The organism is Oceanicaulis sp. UBA2681, assembly GCF_002354675.1.
In the GTDB taxonomy this organism is placed as follows: Bacteria; Pseudomonadota; Alphaproteobacteria; order Caulobacterales; family Maricaulaceae; genus Oceanicaulis; species Oceanicaulis alexandrii.
In genome coordinates, this window is record NZ_DEMB01000012.1 from 151,664 (window position 1) to 176,275 (window position 24,612).

27 protein-coding genes and 1 tRNA gene are annotated in these 24,612 nt (G+C 62.5%); 13 read left to right on the forward strand and 15 right to left on the reverse strand.

Annotation, left to right across the window (positions count from 1 at the left end; translation table 11 throughout):
- Nucleotides 1-8: 8 nt before the first annotated feature.
- Entirely contained in the window at nt 9-1,115 is a 1,107-nt protein-coding gene (locus B3M53_RS10260) for a sensor histidine kinase (RefSeq protein WP_286800345.1), read from the reverse strand.
- A gap of 112 nt (nt 1,116-1,227) precedes the next feature.
- Between B3M53_RS10260 and B3M53_RS10265 the strand changes: the two genes are divergently transcribed.
- Nucleotides 1,228-1,303: transfer RNA gene (locus B3M53_RS10265), tRNA-Ala, on the forward strand.
- Between the two features lie 18 nt (nt 1,304-1,321).
- Here B3M53_RS10265 and B3M53_RS10270 read toward each other — a convergent pair.
- The 4 genes from B3M53_RS10270 to B3M53_RS10285 all read right to left on the reverse strand — a co-directional run bounded on the left by B3M53_RS10270 (nt 1,322) and on the right by B3M53_RS10285 (nt 5,896).
- The gene (locus B3M53_RS10270) at nt 1,322-1,825 is read right to left on the reverse strand and encodes an alpha-ketoglutarate-dependent dioxygenase AlkB (RefSeq protein ID WP_286800346.1); all 504 of its coding nucleotides are present in this window, start codon (nt 1,823-1,825) and stop codon (nt 1,322-1,324) included.
- A gap of 67 nt (nt 1,826-1,892) precedes the next feature.
- A complete protein-coding gene (locus tag B3M53_RS10275; protein ID WP_286800348.1) occupies nt 1,893-2,591 on the reverse strand; it encodes a Rossmann-like fold-containing protein in 699 nt (232 codons plus the stop codon).
- 254 nt (nt 2,592-2,845) lie between these two features.
- The gene (locus B3M53_RS10280; protein ID WP_286800349.1) at nt 2,846-4,918 is read right to left on the reverse strand and encodes a [FeFe] hydrogenase, group A; all 2,073 of its coding nucleotides are present in this window, start codon (nt 4,916-4,918) and stop codon (nt 2,846-2,848) included.
- 159 nt (nt 4,919-5,077) lie between these two features.
- Complete coding sequence (locus tag B3M53_RS10285; RefSeq protein ID WP_286800351.1) at nt 5,078-5,896, reverse strand: MipA/OmpV family protein; 819 nt, start codon at nt 5,894-5,896, stop codon at nt 5,078-5,080.
- Between the two features lie 102 nt (nt 5,897-5,998).
- On the opposite strand from B3M53_RS10285, the gene B3M53_RS10290 reads away from it, so the two are divergent.
- Complete coding sequence (locus B3M53_RS10290) at nt 5,999-6,457, forward strand: hypothetical protein (protein WP_286800352.1); 459 nt, start codon at nt 5,999-6,001, stop codon at nt 6,455-6,457.
- Nucleotides 6,458-6,474: 17 nt separating this feature from the next.
- Here the strand turns inward: B3M53_RS10290 and B3M53_RS10295 are convergent, their stop codons facing one another.
- Nucleotides 6,475-6,768, reverse strand: coding sequence for a 4a-hydroxytetrahydrobiopterin dehydratase (locus tag B3M53_RS10295; RefSeq protein WP_286800353.1), 294 nt, complete (start codon nt 6,766-6,768; stop codon nt 6,475-6,477).
- A 135-nt stretch (nt 6,769-6,903) separates the two neighbouring features.
- On the opposite strand from B3M53_RS10295, the gene B3M53_RS10300 reads away from it, so the two are divergent.
- Nucleotides 6,904-7,176, forward strand: a complete 273-nt coding sequence (locus B3M53_RS10300; RefSeq protein ID WP_107713611.1) for a histidine kinase — start codon at nt 6,904-6,906, stop codon at nt 7,174-7,176.
- On the opposite strand, the gene queG is transcribed toward B3M53_RS10300, so the two are convergent.
- The 3 genes from queG to B3M53_RS10315 are packed head-to-tail and all read right to left on the reverse strand — an operon-like array spanning nt 7,173 to nt 9,983.
- Nucleotides 7,173-8,291, reverse strand: coding sequence for a tRNA epoxyqueuosine(34) reductase QueG (queG, locus tag B3M53_RS10305; RefSeq protein ID WP_286800354.1), 1,119 nt, complete (start codon nt 8,289-8,291; stop codon nt 7,173-7,175). The genes B3M53_RS10300 and queG overlap by 4 nt on opposite strands.
- Nucleotides 8,292-8,293: 2 nt before the next feature.
- On the reverse strand, nt 8,294-8,971 hold the full coding sequence (locus tag B3M53_RS10310) for a glutathione S-transferase family protein (protein WP_286800355.1): 678 nt from the start codon (nt 8,969-8,971) through the stop codon (nt 8,294-8,296).
- A 31-nt stretch (nt 8,972-9,002) separates the two neighbouring features.
- Nucleotides 9,003-9,983 carry a cation diffusion facilitator family transporter gene (locus tag B3M53_RS10315; RefSeq protein ID WP_286800356.1) on the reverse strand — a complete coding sequence of 327 codons (981 nt, stop codon included), beginning with the start codon at nt 9,981-9,983 and terminating at the stop codon, nt 9,003-9,005.
- 100 nt (nt 9,984-10,083) lie between these two features.
- Between B3M53_RS10315 and B3M53_RS10320 the strand changes: the two genes are divergently transcribed.
- The gene (locus B3M53_RS10320; RefSeq protein WP_286800357.1) at nt 10,084-10,884 is read left to right on the forward strand and encodes an undecaprenyl-diphosphate phosphatase; all 801 of its coding nucleotides are present in this window, start codon (nt 10,084-10,086) and stop codon (nt 10,882-10,884) included.
- A 3-nt stretch (nt 10,885-10,887) separates the two neighbouring features.
- Here B3M53_RS10320 and B3M53_RS10325 read toward each other — a convergent pair whose 3' ends face one another.
- Nucleotides 10,888-11,631: a LolA family protein gene (locus tag B3M53_RS10325; RefSeq protein WP_022700939.1), complete on the reverse strand. Its 744-nt coding sequence runs from the start codon at nt 11,629-11,631 to the stop codon at nt 10,888-10,890.
- 148 nt (nt 11,632-11,779) lie between these two features.
- Here B3M53_RS10325 and B3M53_RS10330 point away from each other — a divergent pair, with 148 nt between their 5' ends.
- The 6 genes from B3M53_RS10330 (at nt 11,780) to B3M53_RS10355 (ending at nt 15,552) form a co-directional block, all read left to right on the forward strand.
- Nucleotides 11,780-12,568, forward strand: a complete 789-nt coding sequence (locus B3M53_RS10330; RefSeq protein WP_160092945.1) for a thioesterase family protein — start codon at nt 11,780-11,782, stop codon at nt 12,566-12,568.
- Nucleotides 12,569-12,601: 33 nt separating this feature from the next.
- Nucleotides 12,602-13,195, forward strand: coding sequence for a DUF2244 domain-containing protein (locus tag B3M53_RS10335; protein WP_233346008.1), 594 nt, complete (start codon nt 12,602-12,604; stop codon nt 13,193-13,195).
- Between the two features lie 34 nt (nt 13,196-13,229).
- On the forward strand, nt 13,230-14,090 hold the full coding sequence (locus B3M53_RS10340) for a methylated-DNA--[protein]-cysteine S-methyltransferase (RefSeq protein ID WP_286800358.1): 861 nt from the start codon (nt 13,230-13,232) through the stop codon (nt 14,088-14,090).
- Nucleotides 14,091-14,100: 10 nt separating this feature from the next.
- Entirely contained in the window at nt 14,101-14,658 is a 558-nt protein-coding gene (locus B3M53_RS10345) for a hypothetical protein (RefSeq protein ID WP_286800359.1), read from the forward strand.
- Between the two features lie 20 nt (nt 14,659-14,678).
- Nucleotides 14,679-15,143 (forward strand): VOC family protein, encoded by a 465-nt coding sequence (locus tag B3M53_RS10350; RefSeq protein WP_286800360.1) that lies wholly within the window; start codon nt 14,679-14,681, stop codon nt 15,141-15,143.
- A gap of 103 nt (nt 15,144-15,246) precedes the next feature.
- Nucleotides 15,247-15,552 carry a hypothetical protein gene (locus B3M53_RS10355; protein WP_022700933.1) on the forward strand — a complete coding sequence of 102 codons (306 nt, stop codon included), beginning with the start codon at nt 15,247-15,249 and terminating at the stop codon, nt 15,550-15,552.
- Between the two features lie 2 nt (nt 15,553-15,554).
- Here B3M53_RS10355 and B3M53_RS10360 read toward each other — a convergent pair whose 3' ends face one another.
- The 5 genes from B3M53_RS10360 to B3M53_RS10380 all read right to left on the reverse strand — a co-directional run bounded on the left by B3M53_RS10360 (nt 15,555) and on the right by B3M53_RS10380 (nt 22,516).
- Nucleotides 15,555-16,598, reverse strand: a complete 1,044-nt coding sequence (locus B3M53_RS10360) for a hypothetical protein (RefSeq protein WP_286800361.1) — start codon at nt 16,596-16,598, stop codon at nt 15,555-15,557.
- A complete protein-coding gene (dapB, locus tag B3M53_RS10365) occupies nt 16,591-17,409 on the reverse strand; it encodes a 4-hydroxy-tetrahydrodipicolinate reductase (protein WP_286800362.1) in 819 nt (272 codons plus the stop codon). The genes B3M53_RS10360 and dapB overlap by 8 nt, the downstream gene beginning before the upstream one ends.
- Before the next feature lie 75 nt (nt 17,410-17,484).
- Entirely contained in the window at nt 17,485-18,672 is a 1,188-nt protein-coding gene (dnaJ, locus tag B3M53_RS10370) for a molecular chaperone DnaJ (protein ID WP_286800365.1), read from the reverse strand.
- 91 nt (nt 18,673-18,763) lie between these two features.
- Nucleotides 18,764-20,680 (reverse strand): molecular chaperone DnaK, encoded by a 1,917-nt coding sequence (gene dnaK / locus B3M53_RS10375; RefSeq protein WP_160092940.1) that lies wholly within the window; start codon nt 20,678-20,680, stop codon nt 18,764-18,766.
- Nucleotides 20,681-21,016: 336 nt separating this feature from the next.
- Nucleotides 21,017-22,516, reverse strand: a complete 1,500-nt coding sequence (locus B3M53_RS10380; protein ID WP_273019796.1) for an FMN-binding glutamate synthase family protein — start codon at nt 22,514-22,516, stop codon at nt 21,017-21,019.
- A 93-nt stretch (nt 22,517-22,609) separates the two neighbouring features.
- On the opposite strand from B3M53_RS10380, the gene B3M53_RS10385 reads away from it, so the two are divergent.
- The 3 genes from B3M53_RS10385 (at nt 22,610) to B3M53_RS10395 (ending at nt 24,583) form a co-directional block, all read left to right on the forward strand.
- A complete protein-coding gene (locus tag B3M53_RS10385) occupies nt 22,610-23,227 on the forward strand; it encodes an alpha-ketoglutarate-dependent dioxygenase AlkB (protein ID WP_273019798.1) in 618 nt (205 codons plus the stop codon).
- Between the two features lie 108 nt (nt 23,228-23,335).
- Nucleotides 23,336-23,704 carry a YMGG-like glycine zipper-containing protein gene (locus tag B3M53_RS10390; RefSeq protein ID WP_022700925.1) on the forward strand — a complete coding sequence of 123 codons (369 nt, stop codon included), beginning with the start codon at nt 23,336-23,338 and terminating at the stop codon, nt 23,702-23,704.
- Between the two features lie 153 nt (nt 23,705-23,857).
- Nucleotides 23,858-24,583 (forward strand): hypothetical protein, encoded by a 726-nt coding sequence (locus B3M53_RS10395; protein WP_273019800.1) that lies wholly within the window; start codon nt 23,858-23,860, stop codon nt 24,581-24,583.
- Nucleotides 24,584-24,612: the final 29 nt, after the last annotated feature.

Consider the following 24,612-nt stretch of genomic DNA (forward strand, 5'->3'; position numbering starts at 1 on the left):
GGTCGCAATCACGGCGCAGCGGGCAGGGTGAAGACGAAACGAGCCCCGGCGTCATACTCAGCGTCGTGCCAGATTCGGCCCCCCGCAGCCTCAATGATCTGCCGACACAAGGCCAGGCCCAGCCCGACGCCTTCTACCGGACCTGTAGACATGCGAAACAGAACGTCGAACACCATTTCGCTCTGGCGCGGGTCGATACCGGGGCCTTCATCCTCGACGACGATCTCCACCCATCCCGCCTTGGCCTCCCGCGCATAAAGCCTGAGGACAGGCGGGTCCTTGGCGAACTTCAGCGCATTGTCGATCAGATGATGAAGAACAAGAGCCACGAGCGTGTCATCCGCCCAGACGGCCGGCATGGGCGCAATCTCGATCACCGCGTTCTGACTTTCGATTTCAACCGCCAGGTCCTTGCGGACCCCAGCGAGCACATCGCGGAGTTCCAGTCGCGTCGGCTCGTGCATCATGCTGATGGCGCGCACATATTCTACAAGAGCCTCAGTCAGGTCCTGCATCCGCCCCACTGAGGTGTTCAACCGGTCCAGATAGTCGCGGCCGGCATGGCTCAGCTGATCGCCTTCCTCACGCTCGATCAGTCCGGCGAAGACCGAGATATGGCGCAAAGGCGCTCGGAGATCATGCGACGCAGCCGTCGCGAAACGCTGCAGACCCGCATGGGTGTTGTCGAGCTTGGCCTGCAAAGCCTGATAATCGGCGCGGCTGACCATGTTGACCGGGGTCAATCGGCGCTCCTGGGCCAGCGCCAGCATTTGCGGCAGCCAGTACCAAAGCAGAATGGCGCCGCACAAACCAAACGCCGCGCTGAGCAGGTGAACCACAGCGTCAAGACGCGGATGCGGCATGCCCACTGACAGAAGGCCCGCCAGGTGCGCCAGCCCGGCCAGAGACGCCAGAACGATAACGATACGCACCATTTTCAGGCGCAGCAGCTTCTTGTTCCGCTGCATTTGCCAGATCAGCGTTCCTGCAATCAGCGCATAGGCGCTGAAAACCAGGGCGTGAGTCAGCATGTGGAAGATAAACGGCTCCGCGCCATCTCCCATACCGAACTGGTGAAGCGGCGCTTCACCGGCAATTCCTGTCCCCTCACCCATGACGCATGTTTTATAACGAAGTTCCGTTTACGCAAACGTCAATCATCCGCGACCTTTGTCGCAATCCTTGACAACTTCAGTCGAGCTTCTTACGTCAGCCATCCTCTGGAACGGGGCCGTAGCTCAGTTGGGAGAGCGCGTCGTTCGCAATGACGAGGTCAGGGGTTCGATTCCCCTCGGCTCCACCATTTCCATAACCCACGAGCCTAAAGGGTCACTGTCCGGAAGGTCAGCGACACGCGGCGAGTTCTGGGCTGGCGCACGCCCTTGATCACATCGGATTTACGCGCCGGAATTTCGTGGCTCCAGTCATAGCGCGCCTCACCAGACAGGATCAGGAGGTTTGCGGGCTCAAGTATGACGCTGTGGCGTTCGCCAGTTGAGCGCTTTTTGAAGACCATCTCGACCTCGCCTCCAAGGCTGAGCGAGGCGATCGCCGGCCCAAAGCACGGTTCGCAATCGACATGCGCGGATATGCCCTGACCTGGAAGATACTCGTTCACGATCACCTGATCGGGTCGCCGATCAAACTCCGGCAGGTCTCCAACAGCCTCGGCGGCGGGAAGAAGCCAGTCCGGCAGCGGGCCAAGCCGCATCTCTTCCGTCACGCGCCGCTCGCGATAGTCGTACCGCCAGCCGTAATGCTGCACGCGTCGTTTCAGATCTGCACGCCAGTCCGTTGCGTCAATCGCCGCGAGCAGGCGTCCCACGGCTTGCTCCGACACGAAGTCGCGAATGAGGCATGCGCCGGGCGGTAAGCTCACCGTGTCCGTCATCCTATCGCCTCACCGGTTTAAAAAGCCAGGTACTACAAGACCGGTATTTCGACAAAGCGCTCTCGCTCGCATCGTTGGTGTTGACGTGACCATAGCCCGACCAGGCAGACCGATAAAATGGAAGCACCTCCACTACTTCGCAGCCCGCCCATTCCGCCGCCGAAGGCGGATCAAATACGCCCAGATGATGCGGGCTATTTACAAGCGTAACTGCGATCCGACCGGTCAACTTAAGTCGCGAGGCCGCCGCCCGGAGGAACCGGCGCAACAGAATATGATTTTCTGTACGACCGTGGACCGACCTTCGCGTGCCCGTGTTCGGGAACTGAAACGCGATCAGCTCCGCCATTGCTGGCAAGTTTCGATCATCTAGGTGTCGGGCGTCGACGCCGTTTAAAACCTTGGCGCCTAGATCGCTCAGTGATCGGGCGTTTCTCCTTCCCGCCGGACAAACGCTGCGCTCGGCTTCAAAGGTTGTCGCTATGATATGCCCAGCGCAGCTTTTCGCGTCGCGCGCCAAAGCATGTGCGAAGCTCAGATCGCCTTCACCTACAAAAACGCATTTACCAATTCGAGTCATAGCCGCGAAATCGAACGGTCGCCGCTTCTGCTCGAGAAGGACGACAAGGCGCTCAAAGGCGGCCTCCGCGTCTTCCGTAGCATTAAGTTGACGATTTTCAGCGGTTGGCAAAGCAGCCATATTCGACCTCGCGTGAATGCAAACGAAGTCGGCATTTTCCCTCGGGAAGCAGTGGGGGCGGATTTCTTTGCGGCGAATCCGCCGGCGGCACAGTCATCAGTTGGGATCACACTCCAAGGCCTTTTTTATAGTCCCATCATTTTCGCGGCCGGCCGATCCGGTGAGCACTTCCTCCATCTCCTCCAGCACCTCAATCAGCGCTTCGGGGTTCGAGAACCATCCCCTTAAGTCCACCAGATTTATCCCAAACACTCTTATTCGACGCGCCGCACCAGCGACTTGATCAACGTCGTGTCTTGTCCCTCCCGTTGGGCCGTCTCAAGCGCGATTTCAAACCGGCAGCGTTGACCATCCGGCAGAATGACCGTGAGGTCATCGCCATCCGCCGCTGAGGCCATCTGATGGCGCACAAACGCCGGACCGTGTTTACGCGGCGGCAACTGCGTGCTGACAAGCGCTTCAATACGCTCAGCGCCCTGAACATCACCGAAGTGAGACGCGGTGGACCAAACCCCGTCGGGATGAAAAAGCGCCGCCGCCGCGCGTCCGTCCCGCCGGTCGACGCAGTCCAGAAACTGCATCAAAAGCGCCCGTTTTGAGCGTCGCCCGGCATACCGGGTGTGGAGCAGGGCATGGGCTGCAGCTGAATTTGGGCGCCCCAGCTCGGATGCATACAGCGCCTGGACGTCAGGGTTTTCGAAAGACCGGCGACGCGGCGCCGCTCCATCCACCGCATAGACCGCCTGCGCGCGCTTTTTGAGTACGTCCGGGTCCATGGATTTTGGCTCGCCGCCGCCGCCCAGGCAGCCGCCCACGCACGCCATCACCTCAATCGCCACATAGTGTGTCCGCCAGTCCTGTGTTTGCAGCATGCGCTGCGCGGCGGCGATGCCGTTGCAGACGGCGACAGCGCCGACGCCGGGAACCTGAGCGGTCTTCACGCCGGCGTTCACGCCGCGCAGCGCCCGCCATTCCAGTGTTGGCGCACTGTCCGGATCGGCAAGATGCGCAGCCGTGCGCGCCATCGCCTCCATCACGCCGCCCGAAGCGCCGAAGATTTGCGCCGCGCCAGTGCTCTCACCCAGCGGGTTGTCGAACACGCCATCCTCGTCCAGGGCGCCAAAGGCGATGCCGCGCGAGCGGATCATCCGGGCCAGCTCCCGCGTGGTCAGAACATGATCCACATCTCCAGACTGGCCGGGTCGAGCCGCTTCGTCTTTCTTGGCCGTGCAGGGCATGACGCTGACCACATAGGGCTCTTTGGCGCCATCGGCGTATTCGGGACCTAAAGACCGCGCGAACCGGCTGCGCTTGGACAGGGCGCCATGCATTTGTTGAGGCGATTTCGTGGTGCTCAGATGCGGCAGCAGGTCTGGCCGGTGCAATTCCACCCAGTTCACCCAGCCCGGACAGCACGATGTGAACAATGGCAGGTCCGTCTCGGCCTTCACCCTGGCCAGAAGCTCTGAACCCTCTTCCATGATCGTCAGGTCCGCCGCGAAATTGGTGTCAAAGACATAGTCAAATCCCAATTGCCGCAAAGCGTTGATCAGGCGGCCGGTGCTGACCGTCCCCGGCTTGAAACCAAACTCTTCGCTGATCGCGATCCGCGTCGCCGGCGCGACCTGAACCACAGACGCCTGCTGTCGGGAATCAAGCCGACTGAGCACCTCATGCCAGTGCGGCGCCTCGATCAGCGCCCCGACCGGACATACAAGCGTGCATTGACCGCACGAAATGCAATCGGTCTCGCTTAAAGGCTGGTCAAAAACGGTGACCGGACGACGGTCCTCACCCCGATCGGCGAACCCGATCACATTCAGTTGCTGCCCCGGTTCGCCGCATGCTTCCGCGCACAGACCGCACTCAATGCATTTGGACACATCGCGCCAGATGCTCGGCGAGGTGTGGTCGGTCAGGTCTGGATCATGCGCGTCAGGCGCCCGGCCAGAGGATTCAGGCCAATGCGTCTCCCATTCATGCTCGCGCACCAGACGCTGGAACTGGCAACCGCCGTTCACCTCGCAATGCAGGCAGTCATTAGGGTGGCGCGCCAACAACCATTCGGCATTGGTCTGACGAAACACACGCAGGGCGTCCGTTTCTGTTTCGACGCTGTCGCCGTCTTTCACCACAGTCGTGCACGCTGGCTGTGGCCTGGGATCGCCGTTGATTTCAACAAGACACATGCGGCAGACGGCATGGGCCGGCAGGCCCGGATACCAGCACAGTGTCGGAATGGACACGCCCGCCGCACGCGCTGCGTCAAGCACGGTCATTCCGGCTTCACCCTCAGCAACACGTCCATTGATGGTCAGCGTAATCATGCGAGCCTTAAGAAACGCGATATAACCCTTCTGAGTGTACGGGATTATGACTCACGGCGCCATGCCCGTTTCGGACAGCAGCCCTCTATTCAATCGACAACAGAAAACGCCCCCGCAGATGAATCTGCAGGGGCGTGTCGGACTGTCTGAAGCCTGTTTCTAGAACCGTCGTCCCAGCGCCAGGCCGAGGAAGACCTGATCTTCGCTGCCGCGTTCCGTGACGATAGGGCTGTCGGCGTAATCGCCCAGGAGCCGCGAATAGCCTGCAACGCCCGTCACAGACCAGTTGCGCGAGACCGAGACGTCCACAATCGCGGTCAGACCCACATCACGCACGCCGCCTTCGGCTGAATACAAAGACAGGCCCGTCGCAGCCGCGTCCACTGCGTCCACCGAGAACAGGGTGTCGGCGTAATCATCGGAGAAACCGCTGGCGGACAGCGACAGGGCTGCAAACACGCCGCGAGACACCATGACGCCGTAATCGGCCGAGGCGCTCCAGGCGAGGCCGTCAAAATTGCCCAGCGCGTCTACACCCAGATCCACGCCGAGGCCAAACCGGTCCCGTTCGGTCAGAACGCCTTCCGCCACGGTGAGGCGCGCATAGCCGCCTGCAATCAGGGAGGAGTCCACATCGCGCATGCGGTCGACGATTTCGTCTTCCACATCATCGCGGCCGCCCGACCAGCGCACATAGGCGCCAAATTCCCAAGGTCCGGTCTCATAAAGATTCGCCGCCAGACCCGGCCCCTGGGTTCGGAAAGAAATCCCGCCCAGCTCAAACCGCGCCGCGCCAAAGGGGATGACGCGATAATCGTCAGAGCCAGCGTAATCAGGCAGCATCGCCGCACCGGCGGCGATATAATTGGTCGGCACAGGGCTGGCTTGCGAGCCTTCCGCAATCTGAGCCTGAGCCGTGCTCGTTCCGGCCAGGGCCAGCGCGCCCAGAACCAGCGCTGATGAGATATTTTTTTTCATTCCATTCCCCCTCAGGGCGTGAACGCACACAACTCCGGCGGCAGGCCACGCCAACTCATACAACCATACTGTTTCTTTACCTCGATGTGTCATTACGAAGGCATGAAAGCTCTGGATCATATCCTGCGTCTGTCTGCTGTGTGTGCGCTGCTCTGCGCTGCGCCCGCCCATGCCCTGGGCGGCGCTCCTGCAGCGCCTGCCCCAGAGGCGGCGCCCGAGGAAGCGCTCGGCCGCTCGCTCAGCCATGCGAACAGCTATGTTCGAATCGAGCCGATCCGGGCTTCGGTGCAAGCCGATTACCGCATGCGCGGTCTGTTGCAGGTCGGCCTGGCGCTCGATGCGCCGCACAGCCGAACGCGTCAGACCATCGCCGAACGACAGCTCTGGCTCCGCGACGCGTATTCGCAAGCCATGCTGATGTATTCAGGCCGCATGTATCGCTGGGGCGACATTCCCGACGCAGACGCCATCGCCCGCCTGCTGCAAGCGGAAACCGACCGCCTGATCGGGCCGGGACAGGCGACTGTCGTGCTCGACACCGTGATCATTCACGCCAACTGATCGCCTGGGCGTCAGTCTCAGGCGTTCAGGATCGCCGCGCGCTCTTCGATAAACCGCGCCAGCTCCACATCCAGTTCGGTGACGCCATCGGCGTCATGCGTGGACAGAGTTACATCCACAGTGTTGTAGACATTGAACCATTCTGGATGATGGTCCATCTGCTCGGCCTTCATCGCGACCTGGGTCATCAGCGCAAAGGCGCTTTTAAAGTCTGAAAACTTGAAGACCTTGCGCACGGCGTCGCGATCGTCCACCGCCGTCCAGCCGTCAAACTTTCTGAGAAAAGCGTCTGCGCCGATCTTGTCCGCCATGATGTCCTCCTAAACTGTTGAGGGGGAAGCTGGCCGCAATTGCTCCGCGCTTCAAGGGCCAGACCCTGCGTTTACGAAAAATGAGGGGGTCAGGGCGTAAACTTAACCTCCTGATTGCAATTCACGGAGGCGGACATGACGCGCTATCTGGTGTCGCACGAAAATCCGACCGGTCGAAAGCTGGAAGACATCCTGATGGAGCTGCGGGCGGATGTTCTCATTCGCTGCACCAAGATCTCCAGTGATGAACGCCCCGAAGCCCTGCACGTTCTGGCCAATAATGTGAAAGTGCTGGAGCACCTCACTGAAGCCATTGAACTGGCGCAGGATTCAACCCAGCTTCTGAACCGCGCCTTTGGTCCCAGCGAAGCAGACAAGGGCGGCCCGCCGCGCATCGGCGAAGCCTAGGCCTGCGCCCATTCCGCGGCGACGTCTGGATCAATCTCCGTGTCGCTGCGCTGCGCCTTCTCAGTCGCGAAGCGTTCGGCGTCCAATCGCCCCAGCGCCCAGATCGCCGCGCCGCGCACCAGCTCTGACGGATCGTCGAGCAAGACAGCGGCCCGCTCAGCCAGCGCTGGATCGCCCGAGTTCCCAAGAGCGATCAAAACGTTGCGGACAAATCGATCCCGGCCGATCCGCTTGATCGGCGACCCTCTGAAGAATTCCCGAAACCCAGGGTCATCAAGCTGAACCAGCTCAGCGAGCTTGGGGCCGGTCAGGGCCTCGCGCGGATGAAACGCGGCCTCGGAACTGGCCTGCGCGAACTTGTTCCACGGACAGACCGCCAGACAATCGTCACAGCCATAGATCCGGTTGCCCAGGGCGGCGCGAAACTCTTTAGGGATCGGGTCTTTATGTTCAATCGTCAGATAGGAGATGCAGCGCCGCGCATCGATCTGATAAGGCGCGGGAAAGGCCTTCGTCGGGCAGACATCGAGACACGCCCGGCACGAACCGCAATGATCGGTTTCCGGCTCATCGGGCGTCAGCTCGGCGGCGGTCAGCATGACCCCCAGAAACAGCCAGCTGCCATGAGTACGGCTCACGAGGTTGGTGTGTTTACCCTGCCAGCCGAGCCCGGATTTTTGCGCCAGCGGTTTTTCCATCAAGGGCGCGGTGTCCACAAACACCTTCACCTCCGCCGCGGTTTCGCGGTGAAACGCGCCGGCGAACCGCTTGAGGCGCTTTTTCAGGACGTCGTGATAATCCTTGTTCTGCGCATAAACGCTGATCGCGGCTTCATCCGTGCGCTCAAGGATCTCCAGCGGATCATGCTCGGGCCCGTAATCAAGCCCGACGACGACCGCCGATTTTGCATCGGGCCACATGGCGGTGGGGTGGGAGCGCCGCTCCAGCGTGTCTTCCATCCACGCCATCTCGCCATGGCGCCCGTCCTCGACGAATTCGCGCAAGCGCGCGCCCGCCTCCCAGGGTTCGTCGGCGCGGGTGACGCGCACGACCGAGAAGCCGGCCTCGAGCGCCAGGGCCCTGACCCGCTCGGCCTGATCTTCAGGCGCCGACATCTCTAGAAATCCAGATCCTGATAGCCGTCCACCGGCGGACAGCCGGGCAGGCGATCCGCCAGAATGGCGCGAAAAGCGGGGCGGCACTTGATGCGCTGATACCAGGCCTTGGCGGCGGGAAAATCATCCCACGGCACATCACCGAGATAATCCACGCAGGACAGATGCGCCGCGGCGACCAGATCGGCCAGCGTGTAGCGCGGCCCGGCCAGACCGTCGCGCTGGTCCAGGAGCCCGCATATATAGTCCAAGTGCCAACGCAGGGCGTCCCGCCCTATGCGGATCGCCTCCATATCCGGCGCGCCGAGCGACTGCACCCGCTTTTCGAGCTTTTCGTGCAGCAGATAGGCGTTCACCTCGGCGGAGAACTTCACATCAAACCACGCCGCGAGCCGCCGCGCCTCGGCGCGGTCTGCAGGGCCGCCCGGCAAGAGCGGCGGCTCGGGATGGGTTTCTTCCAGATATTCCAGGATCGCCCGGCTCTCGCACAGGGCGGTGCGGCCCTTCTCGGTTTCTTCGACCAGAACGGGCGGCAAGCCCGTGGGATTGAGCGCGATCAGATCATCCGGCGCGTCCCAGAAACGTTGGTACTCGGTCTCGAAATCGAGCTTCTTCTCCGCCAGCGCGAGGCGGACCTGTCGGGACCAGGGGTCGAGGGGCCAATGGTGCAAAATACGCATGACGCCACCCTAACGCGGTTCGCGATACGGCTTAAGCCGGTTCATCGGCTGGACCTGCACTCGGCTGATCGGCGTCATCAAAATAAGCGTTTCCATGGGGAGCGGCGTGGCCCTTGGGATCGGGATGGATCAACACGTCCGCCGCCGGATAGGCGACCATCACCCGCGCTTCCGCCGCCACCAGAATCGCATGCGCCTGCGTGAGGGTGAGATCGGGGTCGAGCTCCATATGCATCTGGATATGGATGAAGGGGCCGGACGCGCGGGTGCGCAGATTGTGCACGCCCAGAACCCGGGCGTCATCGCCGGCGAGCGCGATGATGTGCTCGCGCTCTTCATCAGGCAATTCATGGTCCATCAGGGAGCCGATCGCATCGCGACCGACCTCATAGGCGGTCCAGAACAACCACAGCACGACGATGAACCCCATGATCGGGTCCGCCCGCTCCCAGCCCGCCAGCGCCAGTCCAAGGCCGCCAATGACCACCACGTTCGAGCCCAGATCGGCGAAATAGTGCGCGCGGTCGCCCGACACGGCCAAGGAGCCGGTCTGCTTGACGGCGCGGGTCTGCATGTAGACCAGCCCCAGCGTGAGCACGATGGACAGCCCCATCACCCCCAGCGCCAAGGGCCCCGCCTCAATCGGCTGAGGGTCCTGGAAACGGTTCCACGACTCATGGATCAGATAGCCCGCTGACAACGCCACCAGGAGCGCTTGCAGCAAGCTGGCGAGGGCTTCAGCCTTGCCATGACCATAGCGATGTTCCTTGTCCGCCGGGCTCGCCGCATAGCGCACGGCGAAAAAGGTCGTCAGGGACGCCACCAGGTCGAGACCTGAATCCGCCAGTGAGGCCAGCATCGCCACCGAGCCAGACGCGATCCAGGCGATCAGCTTGGCGATCACCAGCGTCGCCGCCACCATCACTGATAGCCGCGTGACCTGACCGGTGATCTTCCGGGCCTCGGCGGGCGCCATCTTGCCCGGGCCTGCATCCAGCGCGTCATGCGCCATGGCGGTCTGTCCTTATCTGTTTTCCAAGAGGAATTTGCTCTTGGCGATCTGTTCAATCGCGCGCACTCTGCCCCGCAAAGACCGAGGGGAAAGACACGCGATGGGCCTTCTACATCTCATTATTCTGGCGATCGTCCAAGGGATCACCGAGTTTCTCCCCATCTCATCCTCAGCCCATCTGATCCTGGCGCCCCAGGTGCTCGGCGACGCAGATCAGGGCCCGCTGATCGACGTGATGGCCCATCTGGGCACGCTGTTCGCTGTGCTGGTGTACTTCCGCTCCGATGTGGCGAACGTGGTCACTGGAAAGCTGGCCTTGCTGCAAGGCCGTATGACCCCCGGCGGCAAGCTGGCCTTGCTCATCGCCATCGCCACACCCCCCGTGCTGATCGCGGGAGGCGGTCTTTATGTCTCCGGCATGGCGGATGCTTTGCGTTCGCCGCTGGTGATCGCCTGGGCGACGCTGATTCTGGCGCTGCCGCTCTGGCTGGCCGATCATTTCGGCAAACAGACCGTGACGACGGAAACCCTGAGCTGGCGCGGCGCCATCCTGATCGGGCTGGCGCAGATGTTCGCCCTGATCCCCGGCTCCAGCCGCTCGGGCGTGACCATGACAGCGGCTCGCGCCCTGGGCATGACCCGCAGCGAGGCGGCGCGCTTTTCCATGTTGATGGCGGTGCCGGTGATCGCCGCATTCGGCCTTCTGGCCGTGATCGAGCTGGCGCGCGGGGCGGACACCGCCCACTCGTTGACAGACGGGCTGATCGTGGCCGTTCTGTCCTTCTTCGCCGCGCTCGCGTCTATCGCGGTGCTGATGCGGGTGGTGGACCGGTTGGGTTTCCTGCCGTTCGTGATCTACCGGCTGGGACTGGCGGCCTTGCTGTTCTGGTGGGCGCTTTAGCGCCTAGCGGCCCCGTCGGCGGCGATCCCCGCCCATCACGTCTTCATCATCAAGGATGAACTGGCGCGGGCTGATGCGTACGCCGGTTTCGATCTCGCTGAGGCGCACTTCGGTCATGCCGCCCATGGCGTCAACCGTGTACCAGCCCGCCAGCATCATCGCGTTGGGGGCGGCGTCCGGGTCTGCATCCTCAAACACCAAAGTCAAACGGCCCTGAATCTCGCCATTTGGGTCTTCCAGCGTCACATAGAGCCGCCCATCATAACGGCCCGCGTCCTGAACAACGCCGGAGCCAGCAAGATCAAGGCTCTCTTCGAGCAGAAACCGCAAAGGCGTCGCACCGATGGGCGCGCGATCAATGGTTTCAAGATCAAAATCAGCAATCGCCACCGTCGACCCGTCAGCGACCACAAGGATCGGATTGGGATCGTCGTAATCGAACCGGGCGCGGCCGGGTCGGTCGATCTCAAGCACGCCAGAGGTTTCAGAATTGTCCGCTGCGATCTGGTCAAACCGGGCGCGCAGGGTGTCGAGCCCTTCCAGCCAGGCCTGAGCGCGCGCGGCGCCCGCTGCAGAGCTGATCTGGCCCGGCGCGGCCTCGACCGCTTGCGGTTCGGGTAGCGCCTCTTCAACGGCGACGGGCGCATCCGTTGGCGCGTCTGCAGCAGCGTCGACAGGGGCTTCGGTCGCTTGAGCGCCTGTGAACAGGCTCAGCGCGGCGGAGAGGAGAAGTGCGGTCGTGTTCATACCCTTTGTCTAGACCCTGAATTAGGCGTGAGAAAGGCCGGAGCGTTCAGATTCACGTCAGACATCAGCGGCCTGCTTGCACGCCCTGACGGAACCCGGTCTTATGCCGCCCCGATTGAACGGCGTTCACGACGACAGGATCCCGCCCATGTCCCTTGCTGAAATGATGACCGCGGCCCGCCCCACCAAGGCCGGGTTCAAGCTGGACGTGCCTGACAGCTGGAAGCAGGGGCGCACGGTCTATGGCGGGATGTCCGCAGCGCTCTGTCTTCACGGGGCGCTGCCCCATGCGGGCGAACGCCCGCTGCGCAGCGCGCAGATCAGCTTTGTCGGCCCCAGTGAGGGCGAAGTGGAAGTGACGGCGGAGAAATTGCGCGAAGGCCGTACGGCGTGTTCGGTGCGCAGCCGGCTCACCAGCCAGGCGGGGATCGGGCTTGAAACCGTCTTCACCTTCTGTGGCGAACGCGAGTCTGCGCTGTCGCTCGACCCGGCGCCCATGCCCGAGCGCGCCACAGCGCCGACCGAGGCCAGCGAACTTCTGACGTTCCCCAATGGCGCGCCCGGCTTTACCCGCAATTTTGATTTCATCTGGGCGGGTGGCGGCGTGCCGTTCCTGAACTCGGGCAAGGCGGTGGTGCGCATGTGGGCGCGCCATAAAGACAGCGCGTCCCGCGATCATCCGCTGAGCCTGATGTGCATCGGCGACGTGCTGCCGCCCGCATTGACCCCGATGCTCAACAAACCCACCCCGCTGTCGTCAATGACCTGGATGATGGATGTTCTGACCGATGCGCCTGAGACCCGCGATGGCTGGTGGCTTCTGGAATGCCGCGCCGATCATGTGCGCGGCGGGCTGTCGAGCCAGGACATGACGATCTGGAACACGGACGGGGCGTGCGTCGCCAAAGGTCGGCAGATGGTCACGGTGTTTGCTTGAGTTTTGGCTCTCTTCGCCACCAACTGGCCAAGGGTGACCCCGCGCCCTATTTTGCCGGGTATGGAACGTCGCCGGATCTATGAAACCTGGCCTGCAGACCCTTCAGCCCCGCCGCTGGCTGAAGACGAAGCGCTATTTATGGATGCGCAGGTCCGGCCCAACCGCTCCTTGCCCAATCCCGGTTTCATCGCGCTGATGATCGCCATGGGGGTGATCAGCTTTTCCGCCGGCATCGGCTTCATGCTGATGGGCGCCTGGCCCGTCCTGGGCTTTTTCGGTCTCGATGTCTTTCTGATCTGGCTGGGCTTCAGGCTTTCCTATCGCGACGGGCGACGCCTGGAGACGATCAAGATCACGCGCCGCGAAATCCGCATCACACGGCGCTATCCCACCGGCCACCACACCCAGTTCGTGCTGCCCAGCGCCTGGACCCGAGTGAGCGTGGAAGGCGAGGGCGAGCCCGATGTACAGGCGCGGTTGAGCGCCATGGGAAAAAGCCTGATCATTGGCAGCTGGTTGTCGCCCAAGGAGCGCGAGAGCCTGGCGGACGCGGTTCGCACCGCTCTGGACGACGCGCGTCGCGCACGCGGCCCGCAGCTGGCGCAAGAATCAGGTGGCGGCGCCTGAACGCGCCCGGCACTGTGCGCTCATGACGACTGATTTGACCCTTCCCGCCGATCTCGACAGCCTTCAGACCCGCGCAGCGGATTATGAGCGTGTCACCGCGGCGCTTGAGTTTCTGTCCACGCACTGGCGTGATCAGCCCGACCTCGCCGCCGCCGCCCGCGCCGCAGGTCTATCGCCACATCATTTCCAGCGCGTTTTCACGCGATGGACCGGCGCCAGTCCCAAGAAACTGGTGCAGGCCCTCACCCACGCCAGCGCCCGCAAATTGCTGGTGGACGGGGCGAGCGTTCTGGACGCAGCGCTGGAGACCGGCCTGTCAGGCCCGTCGCGCCTGCACGACATCTTCATCGCCGAGGAAGCCGCCAGCCCTGGCGAGGTGAAAACCGGAGGGTCCGGGCTTGATTTCATCTATGGCTTCGCACCCTCACCCTTTGGAGTCGCGGTGTTCCTGATCGCGCCGCGCGGCCTGTCCGGTCTCGCCTTCTGCAATCGCGGAGAAGAAGCGGCTGCGTTTGACGATCTGGCCCAGCGCTTTCCCGAAGCGCGCTTTCTGCGTGATGACGCGATAGCGCGCGACTGGGCGGGCCGTATATTTGACGCCGCTGCCGGTGAAGCCCGCCTGCCGCTGGCGCTCTATGGCGCGCCGTTCCGCCGGCAGGTCTGGCGGGCGCTGTTGAATATCCCGCCTGCCCGCACGGTCAGCTATGGCGATATCGCCCGCGCAACCGGGCGCGACAAGGCGGCGAGAGCCGCCGGCGCAGCGGTCGGCGCGAACCCGATCAGCTGGTTGATCCCTTGTCACCGGGTTCTGGCGGCAGACGGCCGGTTGACCGGTTACCATTGGGGACTCGATCGTAAGCGCGCAATGCTCGCCTATGAGACCGCAACCAGTTAAAACCCGTCCCATGTTTGATCTGTCGCTATACATTCTCGGGGGCGTTTTCGTCCTTTTCATCCTCGCCAGCCTCAGCCGCTGGGCGATCGCCGTGCGCGGACTGACCCAGGAAGCGACAGAGGAATACCAGACCCGCTGCGCGGAAAAGCCCGCCAGCGTGCGCGGCGTGAACCAGGACGAATTCGTTCGCCTGTTCGTCACGAGCTTTCAACCGCGCTGGACGCTGTACGCCGCCGCCGCGGCTGCGGCCGCCATCGTGGTCAGCCCCGCAGCACTTCTGGCTGTGCCGGCGCTCTATGATGTGATCTGGCGCGCCAACGGGGCGCCGGACTGGGGCGAACGCACAGGCTATGTCTTCATGTTCTCGCTGTTCTTCGGCGTGGTGTTCATCTGGGCGGCTTTGGCGGCCTTCATCGCCCGCCTGCATCATCTGCGAGCGCCGGAGCCGTTCAACCACGCCCTGGCGCGAGCGCGCGGCGAACCGATTGAAGACACCGGATGGCGTCCGCGACCCAAATGGGCGCGCAAGATCAAGATCGACACCGCCGATACAGAGACCGATAGCTAAGCCCCTCAAAGGAGCCTTAAATGCACTTTCTGCATTCCATGGTGCGCGTCACCGATATTGACGCCTCACTGAAATTCTATTGCGACGGCCTGGGTCTCAAGGAAGTGCGCCGAAGCGAGAACGAAGCGGGCCGTTTCACCCTCGTCTTTCTGGCCAGCCCCGACGATATCGCCAAATCCGGCGTCAACGCAGACTCAAAGCTTCTGCCCAAAGGCGCGCCGATGATCGAGCTGACCTATAACTGGGACCCTGAACCCTATTCCGGCGGCCGCAATTTCGGTCATCTGGCCTATGAAGTGAAAGACATCTACGCCCTGTGCGCACGCCTCGCCTCCATGGGTTATGTCATTCATCGCCCGCCGCGGGACGGCCGGATGGCGTTTGTCAAAAGCCCGGACGGCATTTCAGTGGAGCTGCTGCAGCAAGGCGAGGCGCTGGAGGCCTCAGAGCCCTGGGCCAGCATGGAAAACACCGGCAGCTGGTAAAATTCTCTGCGCTCAAAGGCCCGCCCGCATGGCGGGCCTTTTTGCAGACCTCTTGACGCTCCACAATGTTCCGCTTATGTTCTACTCCATAAGGAGTGGAACAATGGCCTATGCAACCAAGTCCGCAGGGTATGCGCGCAACGCCGGCAAGCGCTGGCGCGGCGAGGATGTGAAATTGCTCAAGGCGCTTGCGCGCCAGGGCGCCAGCCTGCGTCTGATCAGCCTGAAACTGGGCCGCCCCGACAGCGCCATACGCGCCAAGGCCGTCGCGCTTGGCCTGACGCTCAAATCCCCCGCACCCATGGTGGCGCCGCCGCCCAGCCGAACACTGACCCGCCTGAGGCGACCGTCGCAGCGTCTGGACTTTGAAACCCTGACGCGCCAGCCGGATTTGTTCGGTCACGCCTGAATTCAGGAGAAGCGGTTGAGAACAAGTTCAGCCGCCGCCGAGCCGAACCAGGCCAACACCGGAATGAAACCATAGAGCGCCAGACGCCGGGTCACAGGCGCGGAGATCGGCCAAACGGGCAGTTTCTCCAGCCAGGCTTCATAAGCGATCAGCTCTGACACAGGCGACGCTTCGTCCGATCTCTCACCCATCATGGCGCTGGCGCGGGCCTGAATGCGCTCGCGCACCGCTTTTAGCGTTTCATCGCGCACGTCAGAGCATTTTCGCACCACAGGCCCTATCGTACTCGCGAAGGCGTAAACCGCTGCCAACAGCGCAAACCCTAACGCCGTCGCTGAAATCAGAGCGGGCGTCGATTCCACAAAAAACAGCAAGATGACTGCTGTCATCACCAGCCAGGCCAACGCCCCGCGCAGGGCCAGCCGCCCAAACACTAGATTGCGCTCAAGATGCGCCAGATCAACCTGAAGGTGGTTTTCCACCAGGCGCTTCATCTCGCGATCTTCATACCGCACCATATAACCGCCCCGCGCTGCGAGCCCGAACACCACGGTGTTCATGATCGCGAAGAATGGCGATATGGACGTCCAGTAGTCACGCCACGGCATATTGGGCGGGTTCAGAAGCCAGACATTGACCAACAAACCGACAATCGCCCCGATCACGAAGGCCACAAGAGACGTCCGCGACTGACGCCGTGTCGGCCCTATGGCGATCTGTTCAGCTTTACCCTGCCCCTCGGCGTCCAGAACCGTGTGCAACTGAGGCAAGGAGGCGCGCCATTGCGCTTGCGTAATCGCCGGCATGGTTGTGGCTACGCCAAAGATCAAACAGACGACAAGCGCCGCCCAGGCCGCCGGGTTAAACCGCACGCCCTGAGCCGAAGGCTCGATGATCGGCTGGCCCACTTGCATAGAGAGCAACAGATACAAGCCATACAGACAGGCGCTGACCAACACCCCGTTCAGCACGGGCGGAAAAGGCGACACCTGGTGCAGTCGGACCTCAAGATATGGTCCGCGCAGCGTGTCAGCCGTCTCACTCACCCAGAACGTCCTGCATGGAATATAGCCCCGGCGCCTTGCCCTTTATCCAGCGCGCCGCCTCTAGCGCGCCCTGGGCGAAGATGAACCGATCATAGGCCTTGTGAGAAATGCTGACTTCCTCAAACGCCGAGAGGAAACGCGCTTCATGCTCGCCCACGACGCCGCCGCCGCGAATGGCGGAGAAACCGATGGCGCCCATCGGGCGATGCCCGTCATGGCGCGGCCTGTTGAACTGGGCGACGTCCTCAAGCGCCACGCCGCGCGCATTGGCCGCCGTTTCACCCAGGCTCAACGCCGTCCCCGAAGGCGCATCGGCCTTGCGTTTGTGATGCGCTTCGATGATCTCGATATCAAAATGTTCAGCCGTCAGCGCTTTCGCGGCCTGTGCGAGCAGACGTTCGACCAGCGCCACGCCGAGAGAGAAATTGCTCGCCTGAAGTACGGGGATGACCTCGGCGGCCTGATGCAGAGCCGCCTGCTGCTCGTCATCCAGCCCAGTCACGCCGGTGACCAGGGCGCGATGGCCCATGGACGCCAGTCGCGGCGCAATCGCACTTGTCACCTTGGGCAAAGACGCGTCGATCAGGACATCGGCCTGATCCGCAGCCTGTTCCAAAGAGACGACAGCGTCGATCCCCATGAAGCCCGCCGCGCACATCTCCCCTAGGTCTGCGCCCAGATTGGGAGAATCCGAGCTGACCATGCCGCCCACGAGCGACAGATCGTTGGCGCGGATCACTTCTGTCGCGATGGCGCGGCCCAATCGACCGGAAATGCCGGTGACGGCGATATGAATGCTGGATCCTGACATGACGCCCCTCACAACCTGACGATTGGTCATCGCGCGTTTGCGTGAAGAAAGCGTAACGCCCCAACAGCTGAAAGATTACGCCTCGGGGCGCTGGCCGTGCTCGTCTTCGCCGTTCAAATCGTCCCAGAAGCGCCGAACCTTGTTAAAAAACCCGTCGCTTTCAGGATTGCAGCCATCGCCGGAAATCTCGCAGAACTCACGCAGGATTTCTTTTTGACGCTCGGTCATCTTGCGCGGGGTCTCCACAAACAGCTCCACATACATGTCGCCGCGGGCGCCGCCACCATTGAGCTTGATCATGCCCTTGTTGCGCAAACGCATGCGTTCGCCGGTCTGGGCGCCTTCGGGGATGCGGATCTTGACCTTGCCGCCATCAATGGTCGGCGCGTCAATCTCGCCGCCCAGCGCAGCGGTCACCATGGACACGGGCGCGCGGCAATACAGATTGGGGCCATCCCGCTCGAACAAGTCATGCGCGCCGACAGAGACGAAGATATACAGATCGCCCTTGGGGCCGCCGCGGGCGCCCGCCTCGCCTTCGCCGGCCAGGCGAATGCGCATCCCGTCTTCAACACCCGCCGGGATCTGGACGCGCAGATCGCGGGTTTTGCGCACCCGGCCCGCCCCGTCGCATTCCTGACACGGCGTTTCCACGTACGAACCACGCCCGCCGCAAGTGGGACAGCTCTGCTCCATGGTGAAGAAGCCCTGGGTGCGGCGGATCCGGCCCGCGCCCCCACAGGTCTCGCAAGTCGTCACCCCCGTGCCCGGCTCGGCGCCGTCACCCTCGCAACGTTCACAGGTCACGGTGGTGGGCACGCGGATATTGGCGTCCTTGCCGTGATAGGCCTCTTCCAGGCTGATCTGCATGTCATAGCGCAGATCCGAGCCGCGGGCGGGACCAGACCGGCGTCCGCCACCTCCGCGGCGTCCGCCGCCCATGCCAAAGGCGTCGCCAAACACCTGTTCGAAAATATCGGCGAAGTCCGCCGATCCGGCGCCGCCGCCGAACGGATGGCCGCCGCCTGCGCCGCCTTGCTGAAACGCCGCGTGGCCCATGCGGTCATAGGCGGCGCGCTTGTCCGCATCCGACAGGATGGCGTAAGCCTCGCCCACTTCCTTGAACTTGGCTTCGGCTTCGGCGTCATCCGGGTTCTGGTCGGGATGGTATTTCATCGCCAGCTTGCGATAAGCCGACTTGATCGCTTTCGCGTCCGCGTCCTTGGCGACGCCCAGAACCTCGTAATAATCGCGTTTGCTCATGCGTAGGGTCCGCTTGCTTGACGTTTAGACAGAAGCAGCGCGGCCCCGCCCCGGGTCCGGGACGGGGCCGCGCGCCGCGTCTGGATCAGACTTAGGCGCTCTTCTTGTCGTCGTCGTCGTCTTTCACCTCGGTGAATTCAGCGTCGACCACGCCTTCTTCGGCATCGGAATCCGCTTTCGCAGCCGCTTCGCCGCCATCGGCCTGTTGGGCCGCATACATGGCTTCGCCCAACTTCATGGCCGCTTGCATCAGGGCCTGCGTCTTCTGCTGGATGGCTTCAGGATCTTCACCGTCCTTGACGCCTTCAAGCTCCTTGATCGCGTCCTCGATCGCGGCCTTGTCCTCTGCGGACACCTTGTCGCCGAATTCCTCGACCTGCTTCTGGGTCTGGTGGATCAGCGCTTCAGCGTTGTTTTTCGCGTCCACGAGCTCACGGCGCTTCTTGTCCGCGTCCGCATTGGCTTCGGCGTCTTTCACCATCTGGTCAATGTCGCTATCGGACAGACCGCCAGAGGCCTGGATGCGGATCGCCTGTTCCTTGCCGGTGGCCTGGTCTTTCGCCGACACGTTCACCAGACCATTGGCGTCGATGTCGAAGGTGACTTCGATCTGCGGCATGCCGCGCGGCGACGGCGGGATGCCCACCAGATCAAACTGACCCAGCAGCTTGTTGTCCGCCGCCATTTCACGCTCGCCCTGGAAGACCCGGATGGTCACAGCGGTCTGATTGTCATCCGCAGTGGAGAAGGTCTGGGACTTCTTGGTCGGGATCGTGGTGTTGCGGTCGATCAGACGGGTGAACACGCCGCCCAGGGTCTCGATGCCCAGAGACAGCGGAGTCACGTCCAGCAGCAGAACGTCTTTGACGTCGCCCTGCAGCACGCCCGCCTGGATCGCGGCGCCCATGGCGACCACTTCATCCGGGTTCACGCCCTTGTGCGGCTCGCGGCCGAAGAAGCCTTTCACCGCTTCTTGCACCTTGGGCATACGGGTCATGCCGCCGACCAGAACCACGTCGTCGATCTCGGAGGTGGAAACACCGGCGTCTTTCATCGCAGCCTTGCATGGCTCGATGGTGCGCTTGATCAGGTCTTCAACAAGGCTTTCCAGCTTGGCGCGGGACAGCTTCATGTTGAGGTGTTTCGGGCCAGACGCATCGGCGGTGATGAAAGGCAGGTTCACTTCGTATGAGGAAGCGGACGACAGCTCTTTCTTCGCTTTTTCAGCCTCTTCCTTCAGACGCTGCAGGGCCAGCTTGTCCTGGCGCAGGTCGATGGAGGTCTCTTTTTTGAACTCGTCAGCGAGGTAGGAGACGATGCGCATGTCAAAGTCTTCGCCGCCCAGGAAGGTGTCGCCATTGGTGGCTTTCACCTCAAAGACGCCGTCGCCGATTTCCAGCACGGACACGTCAAAGGTGCCGCCGCCCAGGTCGTAAACGACGATGGTGCGGTTGTCGCCCTTGTCGAGACCATAGGCGAGCGCCGCAGCGGTCGGCTCGTTGATGATGCGCAGCACTTCAAGACCGGCGATCTTGCCGGCGTCCTTGGTGGCCTGGCGCTGGGCGTCGTTGAAGTAAGCCGGCACGGTGATGACGGCCTTCTCGACGGTCGCGCCCAGATAGCTCTCGGCGGTTTCTTTCATCTTCTGCAGGATGAAAGCGGAAATCTCGCTCGGTGCGTACTTCTTGTCGCGCCCCTGAACCCAGGCGTCGCCATTGGCGCCTTCCACGATGCCGTACGGCACCATGTCAGCGTCCTTCTTCACGGTCGGATCGTTCATGGTCCGGCCGATCAGGCGCTTGATGGCGAAGAAAGTGTGATCCGGGTTGGTCACAGCCTGACGCTTGGCCGGCTGGCCGATCAGGCGCTCGCCATCCTCGGTGAAAGCGACCACGGACGGGGTGGTGCGCATGCCTTCGGCGTTTTCGATCACCTTGGCCTGATCACCGTCCATGACGGCGACGCAGGAGTTGGTGGTCCCAAGGTCAATCCCGATAACTTTGCTCATCGCGTGCGTCTCTCCTGTTTAGCGGCGGGGCGGGGCGGGGTGGTGAGAAGCCCGAAGCGCTTCCCTCTCGCCGGAGCCGCCCCCCTATTTGCTCGCGTTCAAATTTTCAACAACTTGGTCCTCAAGCGACTGCTCTTGGACCGCTTTGATGGTCTTCACTGTCACGGCTTTGTGAAAAGCCATGCGTGTCATGGGGCGATTTAGGAAGGCGGGCGCGGGGGCGCAAGGGCTGCTTACGCATTCAGGCGGTTATGTCGCCCTATCCGATACAGCGCCAAGATGGCGGCATGGGCAAGATCCAAGGACTGACAATGTCGCTGAGAGACACAGCGGAGCTCAGCCTTTAGTCTCCACCTGCGGATAAGGCATGATCTCATCAAGCGGCCGGGTCGTCCCGTCCGCGCCCACCACACGCACATGCTTGCGTTTGAGGGCGCGCGGCTCGGGCACGCCGCACGAATGGGCGATCATCTCCACATCCTTGATCATCGCCTTGGCGTATTCCGCCGCCTTCACCGATTTTTGCTTGGGCTGAAGCCCGCGCTGAAGCGATTTCTTGTGCGTGGTCACACCGGTCGGGCAGGTGTTCTTGTCGCATTTGAGCGACTGGATGCAGCCGATCGAGAACATGAAGCCGCGTGCGGAGACCACCGCATCCGCCCCCACCGCCAGGGCCCAGGCGACCCCGGACGGGGTGATCATCTTGCCGGAGACCACAATTCGGATCCGGTCCTTGAGCCCTTTGCGGATCAGGATGTCGCAGACCAGCGGCAAGGCTTCACGCACGGTCAGCCCCACATTGTCCATCAGCGGCATGGGCGCTGCGCCAGTGCCGCCATCGCCTGAATCAATGGTGATGAAATCGGGCGCGCTCTCAATCCCGCGCTCCCAGATCAGATCGCACAGCTCCTCCAGCCATCCATAGGCGCCGATCACCGTCTTTATGCCTGTCGGTTTGCCGGTGACGCTGCGCACATGGGCGATGAAATCGAGCAGCGAGCCATTATCGAAGATTTCAGGATGACGATTGGGCGAGACGGAATCCTTGAACGGCTCGATGCCGCGAATCTTCGCAATTTCTTTGTTGACCTTCTCGCCCGGCAGAAGTCCGCCCTTGCCCGGCTTGGCGCCCTGAGCGAGTTTGACCTCAAACATCCGCACGGTGTCGTGGGCGGCGATCTCGCGCAGCTTGTCGTCCGACATCAGCCCATCCTTGTCGCGCACGCCGTATTTGGCCGTGCCGATCTGGAAAACGATGTCGCCCCCGCCTTCCAGATGCATGGGACTGAGCCCGCCTTCGCCGGTATTCATCCAGATCCCGGCCTTCGCCGCGCCTAGCGACAGCGCGCGCACCGCAGGTTTTGACAAAGCGCCATAGCTCATGCCGGAAATATTGAAGACCGAAGGCGCCCTATAAGGCTTGTCAGCGTAGGGGCCGAACTCGCAGGGCTGGGTTTGCGCCACATCCTGTTCCAGCACGGGATACGGACAATTGACGAACAGCACCGTACCCACAGGCGTCAGCAATTTGGTCGAGCCGAACGGGATGATATTGCCATGCCCCTGGCTCATCCGGTTCACCGCTTCACGTTCGGCGCGGTTGAAGGGCAATTCCTCACGGTCGAGCGCAAACATATAGGTTCGGAAAAACTCGCCCAGCCGGATGAACAGCGAGCGGAACCGGCCCACAACCGGATAATTGCGGCGCACCGCGTCGGCGCGTTGATTGGAATCAATAAGCCAGAACAATACGATCAGAGCAGCCACGGCCCCGACCAGAACGATGAAGAGCTGCGCCATCACCCCCAGAACATCCAGCACCCAGGACGGTATCATGTCTTCCCCCGCAACAAAGCTGATCCAGCCTAGACCGGCAGGCCGCAAAGCTGAACCAGTCTGGCGGAGACGTGACAGGGACGTGATCACGCCATGATCGAAACACCAGACGGTTTCGCCCTTCACACGGGCTGGTTTGATCGCGACGCACAACACGCGCTGGCGCTTGAGATTTTAGAGCGTGTCGCGCGCTCACCGCTGTATCAGCCCGCCATGCCGCGCACCGGCAAGCCCTTGAGCGTGAAAATGACCAATCTGGGTCCGCTGGGCTGGATGACCGACAAGCAGGGCGGCTATCGCTATCAGAGCCGTCATCCGGTCACCGATCAGCCCTGGCCCGATATTCCCGAAACACTGCTCGCCTTGTGGGACGCCGTTTCAGGCTGGCCCGATCCGCCCCAGGCCTGTCTGGTGAACTGGTATGGGCCCGATGCGCGCATGGGCCTTCATGTGGATGCGGATGAAGACGCAAAGACCGCGCCGGTGGTGTCGGTATCCTTGGGCGACTCCGCCAGGTTTCGTCTGGGCGGCCCGACCCGCAAGGGGGCGACGCGCTCGCTGCGCCTCAATTCCGGTGATGTGGTGGTGCTCGGCGGGGAAAGCCGCCGCTTTCATCATGGCGTGGACCGGATTTATGCAGGCAGCTCGACGGTGCTGCCGCCCGACTGGCGGCCGGGACGGCTCAATCTGACCCTGCGCCGAGTGACCTGAAAATTTCAACAAACAGACACGTCCGGGCCTTGTTTCCGCCCAGCTTGTCCTGACATGATCGATACGAGCGTCCGGCTGGGAATGGGCGCGAGCAAAGGAGTTTGCGCCATGACTAAAGGTCTTATCGCTATCATGATCGCTGCGCCTCTGGCGCTGACCGCTTGTGCGACCAACCAGGGCGTTCGCGGCGCCGGTGTGGGCGCAGGCGTCGGGGCTGTCGCTGGCGCGATCATCGGCAACAATGTGGGGTCAGGCAACGCGGAAACCGGCGCGCTGATCGGCGCAGGCGTCGGCGCTGCAGCTGGCGCGGCCTATGGGTGCACCCGTCCGGGCGGCTGCGGCCACAACCCCAACAATCCCAATCATTCAGAACTGATCTACGATCAGTATTCGGGACGCTCCTATTATACCGATTACCGCACAGGCGACACGTTCTGGGCGAATGGCGAGCCGCGCACCCGCGCCCCGCGCCGCTAGGCCTTCAAACAACTTAATGCAAAAGGGCGGCTCGATGAGCCGCCCTTTTTTCTCGCCGAGATTCAAATCCGCACCTGAAAGCGGGTACTATTATTATTCACATTCCCCCATGGGTTGATATGGTGAGGCCATCGACCAACTCTGGGGGCGTTCATGATCCGAATTCTTTTCAGTCTTGCTGCTGGGGCTTGTCTGACAGGCTGCAGCTCGTTCAGCGATGCGGTTGACGGGATGCCGCAATGGCGACCCTTGACGCTCTCTGCTGAAACAGCGCGCAGCCTGCAGATCAACCATACCGGCGACGAACCGCTGGAGGCGTCGGCTGTGCTGGCCGCCCGCGCCAGCGCGCCGCGCGACGATCGTCTGGACCGCGCCACAGCCATGCTGCTGATTTCGGAGTCCGACCGGCAGTGTGACGAGTATTTCGCCTCCATCACCACCACCGCCAACACCACACGCGCCTCGCTCAGCCTGGTGGCGTTGGGAACCTCAACGGCGGCGGGCCTGTCCGCGCCGCAACGCAGCGCCAACTTGTTGGCGGGCATCTCCACCTTCTTCACCGGCGCGCAAAGCACGCTGGAAGACACCATTCTGGAAAGCCAGTCGACGCGGACGCTGCAAAGCGCCGTACGCTCGCGCCGCACCGAGATGCGCACTGAACTCAGCCAGCGCATCCTCGCCAGCGACGGAGAGGGCGCGTTGACACTGATTTCAGGCCATATCCAGGATTATCATGCGCGCTGCGGCCTGGCGTACGGTCTCGACGCAGTGTCTGAAGTGGTCACGGAATCCGTCAACACCGCCGAGGATCGCGGTCGGGAAGCCGCGGACGTGGCTGAAGAGAACGTCAGGAACTTGCGGGACGAAGCATCGCGCTAATCCCTTCACGCCAAGAAAAGGGCGGCTCT

What these genes read in the sequence shown, in the direction of transcription:
- B3M53_RS10260 (WP_286800345.1), bottom strand. Translation starts at nt 1,115, where the DNA reads ATGGGTGAGGGGACAGGAATTGCCGGTGAAGCGCCGCTTCACCAGTTC.
- B3M53_RS10275 (WP_286800348.1), bottom strand. Translation starts at nt 2,591, where the DNA reads ATGGCTGCTTTGCCAACCGCTGAAAATCGTCAACTTAATGCTACGGAA.
- B3M53_RS10280 (WP_286800349.1), bottom strand. Translation starts at nt 4,918, where the DNA reads ATGATTACGCTGACCATCAATGGACGTGTTGCTGAGGGTGAAGCCGGA.
- B3M53_RS10285 (WP_286800351.1), bottom strand. Translation starts at nt 5,896, where the DNA reads ATGAAAAAAAATATCTCATCAGCGCTGGTTCTGGGCGCGCTGGCCCTG.
- B3M53_RS10290 (WP_286800352.1), top strand. Translation starts at nt 5,999, where the DNA reads ATGAAAGCTCTGGATCATATCCTGCGTCTGTCTGCTGTGTGTGCGCTG.
- B3M53_RS10295 (WP_286800353.1), bottom strand. Translation starts at nt 6,768, where the DNA reads ATGGCGGACAAGATCGGCGCAGACGCTTTTCTCAGAAAGTTTGACGGC.
- B3M53_RS10300 (WP_107713611.1), top strand. Translation starts at nt 6,904, where the DNA reads ATGACGCGCTATCTGGTGTCGCACGAAAATCCGACCGGTCGAAAGCTG.
- queG (WP_286800354.1), bottom strand. Translation starts at nt 8,291, where the DNA reads ATGTCGGCGCCTGAAGATCAGGCCGAGCGGGTCAGGGCCCTGGCGCTC.
- B3M53_RS10310 (WP_286800355.1), bottom strand. Translation starts at nt 8,971, where the DNA reads ATGCGTATTTTGCACCATTGGCCCCTCGACCCCTGGTCCCGACAGGTC.
- B3M53_RS10315 (WP_286800356.1), bottom strand. Translation starts at nt 9,983, where the DNA reads ATGGCGCATGACGCGCTGGATGCAGGCCCGGGCAAGATGGCGCCCGCC.
- B3M53_RS10320 (WP_286800357.1), top strand. Translation starts at nt 10,084, where the DNA reads ATGGGCCTTCTACATCTCATTATTCTGGCGATCGTCCAAGGGATCACC.
- B3M53_RS10325 (WP_022700939.1), bottom strand. Translation starts at nt 11,631, where the DNA reads ATGAACACGACCGCACTTCTCCTCTCCGCCGCGCTGAGCCTGTTCACA.
- B3M53_RS10330 (WP_160092945.1), top strand. Translation starts at nt 11,780, where the DNA reads ATGTCCCTTGCTGAAATGATGACCGCGGCCCGCCCCACCAAGGCCGGG.
- B3M53_RS10345 (WP_286800359.1), top strand. Translation starts at nt 14,101, where the DNA reads ATGTTTGATCTGTCGCTATACATTCTCGGGGGCGTTTTCGTCCTTTTC.
- B3M53_RS10350 (WP_286800360.1), top strand. Translation starts at nt 14,679, where the DNA reads ATGCACTTTCTGCATTCCATGGTGCGCGTCACCGATATTGACGCCTCA.
- B3M53_RS10355 (WP_022700933.1), top strand. Translation starts at nt 15,247, where the DNA reads ATGGCCTATGCAACCAAGTCCGCAGGGTATGCGCGCAACGCCGGCAAG.
- dapB (WP_286800362.1), bottom strand. Translation starts at nt 17,409, where the DNA reads ATGTCAGGATCCAGCATTCATATCGCCGTCACCGGCATTTCCGGTCGA.
- dnaJ (WP_286800365.1), bottom strand. Translation starts at nt 18,672, where the DNA reads ATGAGCAAACGCGATTATTACGAGGTTCTGGGCGTCGCCAAGGACGCG.
- dnaK (WP_160092940.1), bottom strand. Translation starts at nt 20,680, where the DNA reads ATGAGCAAAGTTATCGGGATTGACCTTGGGACCACCAACTCCTGCGTC.
- B3M53_RS10380 (WP_273019796.1), bottom strand. Translation starts at nt 22,516, where the DNA reads ATGATACCGTCCTGGGTGCTGGATGTTCTGGGGGTGATGGCGCAGCTC.
- B3M53_RS10385 (WP_273019798.1), top strand. Translation starts at nt 22,610, where the DNA reads ATGATCGAAACACCAGACGGTTTCGCCCTTCACACGGGCTGGTTTGAT.
- B3M53_RS10390 (WP_022700925.1), top strand. Translation starts at nt 23,336, where the DNA reads ATGACTAAAGGTCTTATCGCTATCATGATCGCTGCGCCTCTGGCGCTG.
- B3M53_RS10395 (WP_273019800.1), top strand. Translation starts at nt 23,858, where the DNA reads ATGATCCGAATTCTTTTCAGTCTTGCTGCTGGGGCTTGTCTGACAGGC.